Raw genomic sequence first — 13,685 nt, 5'->3', positions numbered from 1 at the left:
ATTTATTGTTTCACCCGGACGACTTGCGAGCGAACAAGCGCAGTCGCACCGGTTCTGGCAATTTCTTTGACTCCATACGGACGGAGGAGTTCAATCAAAGCATCGTTCTTCTCCCGATTCCCGGTTGCTTGAATAATCATCGAGTTCCGCCCCACATCCACAACAGATGCACGGAACGGCTCGACAATGCCGGTAATTTCGGTACGGGCAGCGGGATTCGCAGCGATTTTAATTAACAGAAGCTCCCGCTCCACCATCGGATCATTGGTAATATTTTGGACTTTGATCACATCAATCAGCTTGTGCAATTGTTTCATGACCTGCTCGATTGTATCTTCGTCGCCGATCGTTGTGATCGTCATTCGGGACAATCCGGCTTCTTCAGCCGGACCTACCGTCAGACTGTCAATGTTAAAGCCACGGCGGGAAAACAATCCTGCAATCCGGGCAAGAACCCCCGGCTGGTCATTCACAAGAACCGACAAGGTGTGCCTCATTCATCCCACCCCTTGACAATCATTTCATCGTTTCCTTTGCCTGCCGGCACCATCGGAAACACGTTTTCTCCCTCTTCTACAATGAAATCCACCACGACAGGTCCGGGATGAGCCAATGCTTCTGCTATCGCCTTTTCAGCTTCTTCCGGGGTCTGAGCGCGAATTCCCTTGACATTATACGCCTCGGCCACCCGAACAAAATCAGGTGCTCCAATTTTCGATTCGGACAGACGGTTCTCATAGAACATCTCCTGCCACTGACGAACCATGCCTAAGAATCGATTGTTGATAACAAATACTTTTACCGGAATATTGCGTTCCGAGATCGTTTGCAGTTCTTGAATATTCATCTGGAACGAAGCGTCACCGGCAATACAGATAACGGTCGAATCAGGCTTCGCAAGCTGAGCCCCCATGGCAGCCGGGAACCCGTATCCCATTGTGCCCAGTCCACCCGACGTAATGAATGTTCTGGGCTCCTTCGCCCGGTAAAAATGAGCCGCCCACATTTGGTGCTGTCCAACTTCTGTTGTGACAATCGCCTCGCTGTTCGTCATTCGATCCGTGAGATCAATGACATACTGCGGCTTCAAAACATTTGAATCGTCTTTGTACGACAAAGGATATTCGCGGCTCCAAGCCTGCACATCATAAATCCAATCATCGCAATTTGCATGAGGCGATTTTTCCAAAAGCGCTTTTAATGCATTCTTTACATCCGCTACGATCGGATACTCCACCTTCACATTCTTTCCGATCTCAGCCGGATCGATATCAATGTGAACCTTCTTCGAATTTGGAGAGAATCTTTCAAGTTTTCCGGTTACCCGGTCGTCAAAGCGAACACCACATGCGATGAGCAAGTCGCAGTGATAAACTGCCATATTGGCTGCATAGGTTCCGTGCATTCCAAGCATTCCTATGAAAAGCGGGTCATCAGGCGGAAACGCACCCAGCCCCATCAATGTGGAAACCACCGGAATCCCGGCCTGTCTGGCGAATGTCCGAATTTCCTCGGAAGCATTTGCGCTGATGATGCCGCCCCCAATGTAAAGCACAGGACGCTTTGCTTTCGAAATCGCGTCGCACACTTTTTCGATCTGTACGGGGCTAGGCTCCACAGTTGGATTGTACCCCCGAATATGGACCGCTTCCGGAAAGACAAACGGTGCAACCTGATTGGACACATCCTTTGGAATATCAACCAGGACAGGTCCAGGACGTCCCGTTCCGGCAATATGATACGCTTCCACAAGTACTCTTGGTAATTCCGCTGCGTTCCGAACTTGGTAGTTATGCTTGGTGATCGGCATTGTAATCCCAATTATATCCGCTTCTTGGAACGCGTCCCCCCCGATCGCATAGGTCGGAACCTGACCGGTGATAATTACCACAGGAGTAGAGTCCATATACGCATCTGTAATTCCGGTAATCAAATTCGTAGCTCCCGGCCCGGAGGTTGCCATAACCGTTCCGACTTTACCTGTAGCTCTTGCATATCCTTCTGCCGCATGGATGGCTGCCTGCTCATGCCGAACGAGCACATGATCGATACCGGATTCATAGAGCGCATCGTAAATGGGAAGAATTGCACCACCCGGATACCCGAATATCGTATAGACTCCCAATCTTTTCAGACTTTCGACAACCATTTGGGCACCTGTCATTTCGACCGGCTCCGCTTGTTGGGCCGGAGCTGTACCCATCGCTTGAACCGTCATTTCTCCCCACCTCTTTCTCGAATGTTTAACTCGTGCTTAAACGGCTTTTGAAACCAATTCCGGAATTTTAATTCCGTCTACGGTTGTAGTTTTGCGGAACTCCCGAATCAGCATTTCGGTCATCGAACCCGGCGTCCCGTCCCCAATCACACGACCGTCAACGTCAACTACCGGAATCACTTCCGCAGCGGTGCCGGTCAGAAAGACTTCATCCGCGACATATACATCGTGACGGGTAAATGGTTTCTCCTCGCAGGGAATTCCAAGGTTCTCACAGATCTCTATAATCGCATTCCGCGTGATTCCCTCTAAAGCACCCAGGTATGTGGGCGGTGTGGTCACTTTTCCGTCTTTGATGATAAATACATTGTCACCTGATCCTTCACAGACATATCCTTCATGGTTCAGCATTAACGCTTCCAACACGCCTGCTCTTGCCGCTTCAATTTTTACTAACACGTTGTTGAGATAGTTGAGAGATTTGATTTTCGGATTCAGCGCATCCGGTACATTTCGGCGGGTTGGGACTGTTACAATCTTCAGCCCTTGTTCGTAGAATTCCTGCGGGAACAGCTTTAACTGTTCGGCAATGATGATAATGCTTGGTTTCACGCAGTTACGCGGGTCAAGCCCCAGGTCGCCGACGCCCCTTGACACTACAAGACGAATATATGCATCCGCATACCCATTTCTTCGTAAAGTTTCAACCACCGCATCCGACATTTCTTCCTGCGTCATCGGAATGTCGAGCAGAATCGACTTGGCTGATTCATACAACCGCTTGATGTGTTCTTTTAGCCGGAACACGTTGCCAGAGTAGCAGCGAATACCTTCAAAAATTCCATCTCCGTAAAGAAACCCATGATCGAAGACCGATACAACTGCTTTGCTTTTGGGTACATATTCTCCATCAAGGTAAATGAATGGCTCATTCATGATAACCCTCTCCTTTTTTCAGAATTGTCTGTCTAAATCGATTAATAAAAAAATCACTCGCCTCTACATTCGAACGATTGGTTGAATAAATCGGAACCCGTTCGACTGCTGGGGCGAGAGATATCGCGGTACCACCCAGTTTCTCTGTAATTCTCACGAACTACAGACTCTGTAAGTCGCATCTGACTTTTGTCCTGTAACGGAGACAAACCGCTGTTTCCTAATCCGAACCCATTCGTTTCAGAAACAAAGCTCGAAGGTGAGCTTCAAATCAAAGATGACGACCGTCCTCGCACCATATGGACGGATCTCTGGCATCAGAGCTCTGATTTTACTTGTCCTTGTCATCGCTGTATTGCATTATGGTGAAAAACAGAAGCCCCGGAGCAGATTCCGGCAGCAAAGAGCACCCCCGTCCAATTCGTCGACTCATCGAATTGGTATGAAGTATCCCTTCCGATCACTGCCAAGACCTGCCGGAGGGCTTTTATCCCTACGGTGTACATCAAACATCCCGCTTGATGCCGGCATCGCTCGGTCCAGGCCCGGAAATTCCAGCGGAACCCTAGACGCCCTCTTGGACGAATCATGTCAGAAAACTTTATTAAATCGTTAAACTGATTATAGTGAGGTAGTCGATTATCTGTCAATGCCGATTTTTAAATTTTTTTATCTTTCATGTAACTTCCGAGAACGCGGACCTGATGTCCAAAGGTGCCAATTATGGAAACCGCTTTTTGCAAGTCTTCCTCCTGCACCCCAGCCTCCACATCAATAAAAAATTGATAGGTTCCGAGTTTTTTACGGGTGGGTCGCGACTCAATCCTTGTCAAATTAAGTTCCAATGCCGCAAAAATATTTAACACATGAACGAGAGCCCCCGCCCGCTCTTCGTTTAACGTGATCAGCAGCATCGATTTATCCGCTCGTGAAAGCGCTGTCTCTCCTCTTCGCACCACAACGAACCTGGTATGGTTTTCGGACATATCCTGGAGATTGGATTGTAAAATATGAAGTCCAAAATTTTTTGCCGCCCAAGCGTTCCCGATCGCTCCAATATCCTGTCTTTTGCATTCGGCCAATTCGAGTGCCGCAGTGGCTGTGCTGTCCCAAGTTTTGACTCTTACCCCGAGGCTGCGGATGAAATTCCGGCATTGTGCCAGCGCCTGGGGATGAGACCAGATTTCTTTGATATCGGACAGTACCGTTCCCTCATTCACCAACAGATTCTGTTCAATCGGAAGGACCAATTCGGCTTCGATAAACAGATCAGGATCTTGTGCGAGTCCATCCATAGTCGTGTTGACAGATCCCTCGATCGAATTTTCGATCGGCACAACTCCGCAGTCAATTTCTTGTTCCTGTACCGCATCCAATACATCCACAATGGAAGGATACATTTTCCACTCCACATCTTTGCCCGCAAAATACCGGAGGGACGCTTCCTCCGAGAAGGTCCCCCGCGGTCCTAAATAACCGACTTTCACCCAGATCATTCCCTGTCTGCTAATTTTTTCAATTGCTTTATTTTCCGCGTCAGTTCACGACACGAAGCGTTTGTCGAATTGCTTTCACCTGTTCCATGTCGCCCAACTCATTCAAGGCATCCCGCATGTCGCCCTCCCTTACTTTGTGGGTAATTACGACAATTTCTGCCGTTTGATTGTAAGCCCATTTTTGGAACATGGTTTCAATGCTTACTCCGTGTTCGCCCATGGTTCCGGCAATTGCGGCTAGAACACCCGCTTTGTCGGCGACCTCTAAACGCAGGTAAAACTGATGATGATTCTCTAATGCAGACTGTACCTCTTTTTTAGCATAACAGTCTACCAGAAATTTGCCGCGTGTGCCTGCATGGAAATTCCGCACTGCTTCCACAATGTCACCAACTACGGCGCTGGCGGTCGGCAGCTGTCCCGCTCCAAGTCCAAGGAACATGGCCTCTCCAATCGCATTTCCGCGAACAAAAATCGCATTATACGCACCGTTCACAGAAGCAAGAGGGTGCGCCAGAGGAACAAGTGCCGGAAAAACCTGTGCGGAAATTTTACCCGTGTCTTTTTCTTGGGCAGAACCAATTAATTTGATTGCGTACCCCAATTGCTTTGCGTGTTCAATATCTGTCGAGGTAATGGAAGTGATGCCTTCCACATCGACATCCGGAAAATTCACCCTTGAGTTAAAAGCCAGTGAGGCGACAATCGCAATCTTTCGTCCTGCGTCCCACCCCTCCACATCGGAGGCCGGATTCGCTTCCGCATATCCAAGCTCCTGGGCTTCTTTCAACGCATCTTCGAATGAAACTCCCAGTTGGCTCATCCGGGTAAGAATAAAATTGGTCGTACCATTTACAATTCCCATCACTTCATTGATCCTGTTCCCTGCCAAATCCTTGCGAAGAGGACGAATAATCGGAATCCCGCCGCCTACGCTTGCCTCATACAGGAAATCACATCCGTTTTCAGTTGCGGCAAACGTTAACTCATCGCCGTGTTCCGCTATCAAATCTTTGTTTGCGGTTACTACACTCTTTCGGTTTCGGAACGCAGTCAGCAAAAGATCCTTTGTTCCTTCGATTCCACCCATTACTTCTACGATAATATCAATGTCAGGATCGTTCACCACTGCCTGAGCATCGGTCGTTAACAGTTCAGTGGGAACGTCCACCAGTCGTTCCTTTTCAAGGTCCCGCACCACGATCGACTTGATATGGATCGGGAGCCCTGTCCGTTTCTCCAATTCTTCTCCATTTTCCCGAAACACCTGGACTACACCGGAACCCACCGTACCTAAGCCAAGCATCCCAATTTTAACCTGTTGCTTCATGTCTCCAACTCCCCATATGTTGTCTCTCTACGAAAGACATAAGTCTTTAATTAGGAGACAGTATATAACAGGTTCCGATCCTTGGCAATAGAAAATTTATTCAAGCCGCCAAAATTTGCTGACCCAGAGATCCAGTTACGCTTTAAGAATTCGCAAAACAAAAAGCCTTCACCGAGAAAACAGGTGCGCTGATTCTCCAGGGAACGGGAATGGGAGAACAACACATCCGTTTAAACGGGAAGACTTTTGTTCGCACAACCGGAAGCCGGTAGCGACCAGGTTTCTTACTCACCTAGTTTTAAGAAACCTTGGTCGTGTGCGTCATTATTAGGTTGTCTTTGGGTTCATTATAGACAAGCTGTTATTTTTCGTCAACTTTTGTCGTTAATCTTTTACTTCTGCCTTCGCCAAATCTTCCAACGGAAGAAGCAATGCAGAGATGTCCTTCGGGCCATGACCGGCATTTCGGGCCTCTTGAAAAATCTGTTCCGCCAGGTTCGCAGCCAATAACCGGACTCCTTCCTGCCGCCCCATATCGTTTGCAAGCATCAGATCTTTATGCAGCAAATCGATCGTAAACTTCGGGGAAAAATCCCTTTTCAAAATGCATTCCGGAACCGTTCGATGCAGCGCGTAACTGTTTCCCGTAGATGTAGAAATTATGTCATAAAGAGCCCGTGGGTTGACGCCCATTTTGCTGCCCAATACAAACCCTTCCGAAATCGCGGATTGGGTGACCCCGATTATGAGCTGATTAATTAATTTCGCAATATTGCCTGCTCCCGATGCCCCCATAAGACGGATATTCTCACCCATTGCCCGCAATACTGGCAGCATCGCCTCATATGTATCATTGTCTCCTCCGACCATAATCGTTAACGTGGCGGCTTCAGCCCCCATTGGCCCTCCGGAGAGTGGTGCATCGAGGTATCCCACATCCATCGTTTTTGCCAGATCGTACATTTTACGGCTTGTATACGGAGATACGGTGCTGTGATCGATGATGACCAGACCTTTTTTTGCAGAAGACAAAAGCCCGTTTTCACCCGCCACAACCTCCTCGACAATAGCATCATTCGGTACGCAAAGCAGCACAGCGTCACAAGTGGAAGCTAATTCCCTGTATGTATCAGCCACTTGGCATCCTGCATTTAACATTTGCTCACGAACCCCAGCGCGCCGCACATACACAGCCACGTCAAAATCGGCCTTCTGCAAGTTGCGAATCATAGGGACACCCATGGTGCCTGCCCCGATAAACCCGATTTTCATATTTGGATTCCTCCCCAAGTTGTCTTACCTCTATTAACGCAAAGATCCCCCCGGAATTCAACAGGGGGGTGGAAAAATCCAGCCTATTTATTCGAAATCATGGCGTTCCAGATACATATCCGCAATATGCTGATCTTCATAGTTCATCGTAAACGAGATTTGATTCACGTCTTCGTCTTTAAAAGTCTCAAACAGCATTTCAGCTACCTCTGCCGGCTCATCTTTGTCAGGCTCGACCCAGAAGTCGACCCGGCCGGAGACCGAATCCCCAATTTCGTCAACTGAAACCATGCCGATCACATTATCAAAATCATCGTGTAGGCGATATTTTACATGATCACCTTCGTCCGACATGACGCTCAGATGATAATCCTCCGGATCAGCCTCTTCCTCCATCTCCATCTCATCATTATCGCCATCTGTGTAGAAGTCGTTTTCATAAGTTCCGTCCAACCACTCATCATTCTCCACCGGTGTATCCAACGGATCCATCTCGAGAATTTGCTCAATGTCTCCGTGCATCATCACCACAGAAGAAGTGGTGATATTCAAGGCCGCTGAGAGATGACTGATATAGGTTCGCACTTCGTCCATCACGTAGTCGAAATTTCGTTCGCTGACTTTTCCGGTGTCAATTTGTACCGTTCCTGTCAATAGATCTCCTTCCCGATACACCAAATACACATCGCCCGCCCAGTCGCCGTCGCAATAAATGCTGACTGTCTCGCCCCCGTTGGTGCGGAGCTCCGGTTTCAACGATACGACCGTCATGTGTCATCTCTCCTTCTTGGTGGAATCAAAAGCTAGTATGACCGGAAACCCCCCTGACTAAAAAGAGAATTTCTGGCAACCGGAAGGGTACACTATGAAGAAAAATCAGGAGGCGTGATTTAGTGAATTGGATCGGATGGCCGATTGAACGCATTTTGATTATGTTTGTCGGGGCCGCTTTTTTGATGATTTTTGTCCAAGTGACACTCTTTCATTACCGGCAGAATTTTCGCCATTGGTCGATGTGGATTCCCGTTCTGGCCACTCCGGCGTTCGGGGTGCTGCTGCTTTATCTCAGTATGTATAACGTTGCCTGGCTCCGGTATCTGTTGGTTGTTTTGTTGATCGTCGGAGTGGCAGCAGGAATGTTTGGGTCTTATATGCATGTGCGGGGTGTCGGTGAGCGGGTAGGCGGATATGAGCTGCGAAATTTTATGATTGGCCCTCCGCTGGTGATGCCTGCTATGGTAAGCGCAATCAGCATTCTGGGACTGATCGCTTTGCTTTGGGGGTGACGGAATGAATCCTTTTCACACACATTATCCTGACTTTGACGTAATGGATCAAAAAGAACATTGGGATCCGCACACGCGGGAAATCGTCGAAAAGCGACTGGAGCTTGGCAATTATAAAACCTTAAGCCAGCAAGAGGCCGAAACCCTTTATCAATTGTGTTCGGTTCTGCTGCATGACACGAGAGATACCATTTTGTATTATGTTGTGCACCATTTCGATAACAAACTGTCTTCCGACATAGGGGAGTCGCAGCGTAAAAAAGGGATTCCAAAGCACTCAGTGCTCATCCGGGAAGGACTTCGTGCTCTTGATCAGTACTGCACTTCCGATTACGGAGCCCTGTTTTCCGGCTTGGAGGATCACATCCAGCACATGATTGTTGACCAGCTCATGCGGGGAACTCTCCAACTTAATGCGGACGGAGTTCAGATTCCTGCCCAGGACTTATTTTCAAAACTCTTAACCGAGTCTGTCTCTGCATATTACTCACACCCGTCCATATGGTCTGAAATCGGATATGCGGGTCCTGCATATCCGCGAGGGTATGTGCGGTCTGAAATGGGTCTTACAGACCCTTGGGAGGCGAAGAGAAGGGATGCATAGTCACGATCCGATCCATCACAATGCAGACCATATGCAGGGACATCGTTTCAGTGATCTGAACCATAGGAAGTATAAGGACAATGCGGATGTCTGTATTGTGGGCGCCGGTGCCGCAGGCGGCGTCTTAGCTCACGAATTGAGCAAGGCGGGTCTGAAAGTTGTGGTCATAGAAGCCGGGCCTTTCTGGAATCCGCAAACCGATTTTGCCAGCGATGAACTATCCATGCTGCAACTTGGCTGGCAGGACACGCGAATTGTTACGGGAAACGATCCGCTGCAGATGGGACACAACAATTCGGGCAAGGGCGTTGGAGGCGGCACCACTCATTTTACAGGTGTGTTTTTAAGGTTTCACGAAAGTGATTTTCGGACGAAGACGGCAGACGGTGTGGGAGAAGACTGGCCGATCACTTACGAAGATCTGGCTCCTTATTATGACAAAATTGAAAAAGAAATCGCCGTGTCAGGCCCTAAGCATTTTCCGTGGGGACCATTTCAAGGACCGTACCCATTTCCGGAGCGAGAACCAATCAGTGCAAATGCCGAGATGTTCAGAATCGGCTGTGAAAAATTGGGGATCCGCAGCGTGGTGGCTCCGCTTGCAATCAACTCGGCTCCATTTGACGGTCGCCCGCCTTGTATTAACCGTGGGTTCTGCAACCAGGGATGTATGCCTAACGCAAAATTCAGCACATTGATTCACCACATTCCCAAAGCCATTCAAAACGGTGCAGAAGTGCTTACGGACTGCATGGTCACACAAATCCTAACTGATTCACACGGTCGGGTAACGGGAGTCACGTTTGTTCATGAAGGGAAAACGTATGAACAAAACGCTCGTGTTGTGATGCTCGCAAACTTTGTCGTCGAAACACCGCGTCTGTTGTTACACTCTGCCAACGCACAATTTCCGGATGGGCTCGCGAACAGCAGCGGTTGGGTCGGTAAAGCCATCATGCCCCATAGCAGCCACGATGTGTACGCGAAATTCGAACAGGAAATCCGGTTATACAAAGGAACTCCGGTCCTCGCCACAACGCAGGAATTTTACGAGACGGACCGGGAACGTGGATTTGCTAGAGGATATACTCTCCATGCCCACGGCTCCCGGCCGATGGAAATGGCGAAAGGAATTGCGAAAAGCACAAATTTGTGGGGAGAGAAACTCCGTAAAGTCATGTTGGATTACAATTTCTACGGTCGGGTTACATTAGTTGGAGAAGTGCTCCCCAACCCGGACAACCGCGTTACACTTTCGGATGAGAAAGATGAATACGGAATCCCCATTCCTGAAATATCTTTTTCCTACGGGGAAAACGACAAAAAGCTGATTGCTCACGCCGTGGGAAAAATGCAGGAAATTCTGGTGGCAGCCGGCGGAAAGCCTGAATTCATTACGGACGACACAGCACATTTAATGGGTGGGTGCAGGATGGGGAACGATCCTTCTTCTTCGGTTACCAATTCCTTCGGTCAGACGCACGACATTCCCAATCTGTTTATCTGCAGTGCAAGTCTGTTTGTGACCTCCGGCGGGGGAAACCCAACCAATACGGTGATGGCTCTCGCAGCCAGAACGGCTGAGTATCTGAAAGAGCAAATGAGCCGGCATGAAATCTAAAAAAACGTACTCAGAATATGCGAGATCCGCACGTAACCGAGTACGTTTTTTCCTGGTCCAGTTGAACATACAAGTTCTAATAAGGCCGTTGTTCCAAACGGCGTACGCGACGTTCCAGTTCTTGAATTTCCCGATTCTTTTGATCCACTTCCGCCTCCAACCTGGCTACTTGACGCTCCAAACGATCCACCCGTTGTTCCAATCTGCCTCCCGGAAAAGGTGGAAACGGCGGGAAAGGCGGAAACGGATAGGGATAAGGGTATTGGCCAAAAGTTTGCGGCTGCACCTGACGATAAACAGGAAACAAGCGTATACCTCCTTCGATACCCCAGGAAAGTGAAGGTAAGCAAGGCACTCCCCCACCAAAACTTTATTGGGGGAGTCCATGTTTGATAGAACATGATTCTGTGTGGGCTTGAACTTTGGGTAGTTGCTTCACTATACACGGTATGTGCGGATGGAGGCTTTTGCCTGCTTTCCGGGAAAAATGTGTGTTCGCCCAGACTAGACCTTGAGAACCGCACCTGTATTGGCCGATGTGACCAGCTTGGAATAGCGCGCCAACCATCCGGTTTTCACTTTCGGTTCCGGTTCCACCCACTCAGCACGTCTTTTCGCAAGCTCTTCGTCACTGAGTTTGACTTCGATAATCCGTTCATCTACATCAATCACTACAACGTCTCCGTCTCGCAGCAGCGCTATAGGTCCGCCTGCCGCCGCTTCCGGCGAGATATGACCCACGCTGATTCCACGGCTGGCACCTGAGAAACGGCCATCCGTGAGCAGTGCCACACTGGAACCAAGTCCCATACCTGCAATCGCGGAAGTGGGCGCCAGCATTTCTGGCATGCCCGGTCCGCCTTTCGGTCCTTCGTAGCGAATCACAACCACGGAACCTTCTTTTACCTGGCCGGACATAATCCCTTCCAATGCTTCTTCCTGCGAATTGAAAATGATACAAGGCCCTTCATGACGCTTTACTTCAGTCGCACCGCTTTTTATAATAGCTCCGTCCGGCGCTAGATTACCCGTCAGCACACGCAGGCCGCCCTGATGACTGTGCGGATTTTCCACCGTCATGATGACTTCAGGGTCTTGAATATCCGCATCGGCAATATTGTCACCGAGAGTTGTACCAGTAACCGTGATGCGGTCCAGATGGAGTGCTCCCTCTTTTTTGCTCAGTTCCTTCAAGATCGCACTGATTCCGCCAGCCCGGTGAATATCTTCCATGTGCCAGTTTGATGCGGGACTAACTTTACAAATATGAGGAACACGGCGAGAAACTTCATCAATTCGGGACATCGGATATTCAATTCCGGCTTCCCGGGCAATTGCCAAGGTGTGCAGAACGGTATTTGTGGAACCGCCCATTGCCATGTCCAGGGCAAACGCATCGTCGATTGCTTCGAGAGTGACAATATCACGCGGTTTGATATCCTTTTCAATCAAAAGTTTAAGACTTTCAGCCGCACGAGCAATCAGCTCTTTACGAGCCGGATCCGTCGCCAGAATGGAGCCGTTTCCGGGAAGTGCGATTCCCAGCACTTCACACAGGCAATTCATAGAGTTGGCGGTAAACATGCCGGAACAAGAACCGCAAGAAGGACATCCGTTATCCTCAATATCCTTCAGATCCTCTGCGGTAATTTTGCCTGCCTGATACGCTCCTACACCTTCAAAGACCGAGCTGAGGTCCACCACTTGGCCTTTGCTGGTTTTCCCGGCAGCCATAGGTCCACCAGAGATAAACACGGTCGGAATGTTGATCCGCATAGCAGCCATCATCATACCTGGTGTAATTTTGTCGCAGTTTGGAATGCAGATCATACCGTCAAACCAGTGGGCATTCACAACCGTTTCCACCGAATCCGCGATTAATTCACGGCTCGGAAGTGAATACCGCATGCCAATGTGCCCCATCGCAATGCCATCATCCACGCCGATTGTATTAAATTCAAACGGAACCATTCCAGCCGCACGAACAGCTTCTTTTACGAGTCTGCCAAATTCATTTAAATGCACGTGTCCCGGAATGATTTCCACAAAGGAATTGCATATCGCAATAAATGGCTTGTCAAAGTCCTCGTCTTTCAATCCGGTTGCTTTTAAAAGGCTTCGATGCGGTGCCTTATCAAATCCTTTTTTGATCATATCACTTCTCATAGTTTCGCCCTCTCCCAAGTTCGATAATCTGTGCTACACCGTGTTTTCTTTCTATTCAGGATTTTAATAATAGTAACAAAGCGAATAGAATCTGACAAGTGTAAATGAAAAAACGTCTAGTCATCGACTAGACGCGAGTTTTAACATAGTTTGGCATGCAGGTAAAGCTATAAGCCACATTCTGTTCTCTTGTGCTGCAAACGGCCGCCAACCTCGCACTTGAGTGTAATCATCTATCTATCGCGGTTCGCGATCCGCCCTTCCGTTCGGATTCCTTCCGGGCAGTTCCCCTACCATAATTTGGGTTTCTCGCAGATGGGGTTTACCTCGTTCCACTCTCCTCGTTTCCAAGGAGACTTCGTCACTGTGGCACTTTCAGGCTATTCGGAGCATATCCCGAAGGACGTAGCTCCTTTCACCGCCGTCAGTCCAGTCGAAACCAGACTGCCCTGACTTATGAATTGGTCAGGCATCCGAACTCCGGGCATCACAGCCCGGGCGAGTGTGGACTTTCCTCACCGGTGTATCACCAGCGCGATTACTCACTTTAACCTGCGTTTTCGTTCACAATTGAACAAGTTTTATCTTAACAAAATCGAGAACAAGCTTCAACTGAAGTTCTCGAACAAAACAAAACAAAAATGAGGATTAAAAAGCGCTTTAGCCAAGAAGCCAAAGCGCTCTACGCCTAGCAACGACCTACTCTCCCAGGGCTCGTGCCCAAGTACCATCGGCGCTGGAGAGCTTAACTTCCGT

Annotated in this window: 12 protein-coding genes, 1 rRNA gene, 1 other RNA gene and 1 other annotated feature; of the genes, 3 read left to right on the top strand and 11 right to left on the bottom strand. The window is 48.9% G+C overall.

What is annotated here, in order from left to right:
• Positions 1-2: 2 nt before the first annotated feature.
• From ilvN to ACFO8Q_RS20150, 7 genes are all read right to left on the bottom strand, one after another.
• Positions 3-497: an acetolactate synthase small subunit gene (ilvN, locus tag ACFO8Q_RS20180; RefSeq protein WP_380028424.1), complete on the bottom strand. Its 495-nt coding sequence runs from the start codon at positions 495-497 to the stop codon at positions 3-5.
• Positions 494-2,203 carry an acetolactate synthase large subunit gene (gene ilvB / locus ACFO8Q_RS20175; RefSeq protein ID WP_380028657.1) on the bottom strand — a complete coding sequence of 570 codons (1,710 nt, stop codon included), beginning with the start codon at positions 2,201-2,203 and terminating at the stop codon, positions 494-496. The genes ilvN and ilvB overlap by 4 nt, the downstream gene beginning before the upstream one ends.
• Positions 2,204-2,254: 51 nt before the next feature.
• Positions 2,255-3,154, bottom strand: a complete 900-nt coding sequence (gene ilvE, locus ACFO8Q_RS20170) for a branched-chain-amino-acid transaminase (protein ID WP_380028422.1) — start codon at positions 3,152-3,154, stop codon at positions 2,255-2,257.
• 106 nt (positions 3,155-3,260) lie between these two features.
• Positions 3,261-3,511: a binding site (T-box leader), on the bottom strand.
• 302 nt (positions 3,512-3,813) lie between these two features.
• The gene (gene pheA / locus ACFO8Q_RS20165) at positions 3,814-4,650 is read right to left on the bottom strand and encodes a prephenate dehydratase (RefSeq protein ID WP_380028420.1); all 837 of its coding nucleotides are present in this window, start codon (positions 4,648-4,650) and stop codon (positions 3,814-3,816) included.
• A 40-nt stretch (positions 4,651-4,690) separates the two neighbouring features.
• The gene (locus ACFO8Q_RS20160; protein ID WP_380028418.1) at positions 4,691-5,980 is read right to left on the bottom strand and encodes a homoserine dehydrogenase; all 1,290 of its coding nucleotides are present in this window, start codon (positions 5,978-5,980) and stop codon (positions 4,691-4,693) included.
• Between the two features lie 384 nt (positions 5,981-6,364).
• On the bottom strand, positions 6,365-7,252 hold the full coding sequence (locus ACFO8Q_RS20155) for an NAD(P)-dependent oxidoreductase (RefSeq protein WP_380028416.1): 888 nt from the start codon (positions 7,250-7,252) through the stop codon (positions 6,365-6,367).
• Between the two features lie 87 nt (positions 7,253-7,339).
• Positions 7,340-8,023, bottom strand: a complete 684-nt coding sequence (locus ACFO8Q_RS20150; RefSeq protein ID WP_380028414.1) for a hypothetical protein — start codon at positions 8,021-8,023, stop codon at positions 7,340-7,342.
• Positions 8,024-8,145: 122 nt separating this feature from the next.
• On the opposite strand from ACFO8Q_RS20150, the gene ACFO8Q_RS20145 reads away from it, so the two are divergent.
• The 3 genes from ACFO8Q_RS20145 to ACFO8Q_RS20135 are packed head-to-tail and all read left to right on the top strand — an operon-like array spanning position 8,146 to position 10,763.
• Positions 8,146-8,538 (top strand): hypothetical protein, encoded by a 393-nt coding sequence (locus ACFO8Q_RS20145; protein WP_380028412.1) that lies wholly within the window; start codon positions 8,146-8,148, stop codon positions 8,536-8,538.
• Between the two features lie 4 nt (positions 8,539-8,542).
• A complete protein-coding gene (locus ACFO8Q_RS20140; protein WP_380028410.1) occupies positions 8,543-9,142 on the top strand; it encodes a gluconate 2-dehydrogenase subunit 3 family protein in 600 nt (199 codons plus the stop codon).
• Positions 9,135-10,763 (top strand): GMC family oxidoreductase, encoded by a 1,629-nt coding sequence (locus tag ACFO8Q_RS20135; protein WP_380028408.1) that lies wholly within the window; start codon positions 9,135-9,137, stop codon positions 10,761-10,763. The genes ACFO8Q_RS20140 and ACFO8Q_RS20135 overlap by 8 nt, the downstream gene beginning before the upstream one ends.
• Positions 10,764-10,839: 76 nt before the next feature.
• On the opposite strand, the gene ACFO8Q_RS20130 is transcribed toward ACFO8Q_RS20135, so the two are convergent.
• From ACFO8Q_RS20130 to rrf, 4 genes are all read right to left on the bottom strand, one after another.
• Positions 10,840-11,070: a hypothetical protein gene (locus ACFO8Q_RS20130; protein WP_380028406.1), complete on the bottom strand. Its 231-nt coding sequence runs from the start codon at positions 11,068-11,070 to the stop codon at positions 10,840-10,842.
• A gap of 197 nt (positions 11,071-11,267) precedes the next feature.
• A complete protein-coding gene (ilvD, locus tag ACFO8Q_RS20125; RefSeq protein ID WP_380028404.1) occupies positions 11,268-12,929 on the bottom strand; it encodes a dihydroxy-acid dehydratase in 1,662 nt (553 codons plus the stop codon).
• A gap of 165 nt (positions 12,930-13,094) precedes the next feature.
• An RNA gene (gene rnpB / locus ACFO8Q_RS20120) (RNase P RNA component class B) lies at positions 13,095-13,479 on the bottom strand.
• Between the two features lie 136 nt (positions 13,480-13,615).
• A 5S ribosomal RNA gene (gene rrf / locus ACFO8Q_RS23960) occupies positions 13,616-13,685 on the bottom strand; the annotation flags it as partial.

The sequence above is a fragment of the Effusibacillus consociatus genome (assembly GCF_042652925.1).
Taxonomy (GTDB): Bacteria; Bacillota; Bacilli; order Tumebacillales; family Effusibacillaceae; genus Effusibacillus; species Effusibacillus consociatus.
This window is presented reverse-complemented; position numbering and strand designations above follow the sequence as displayed.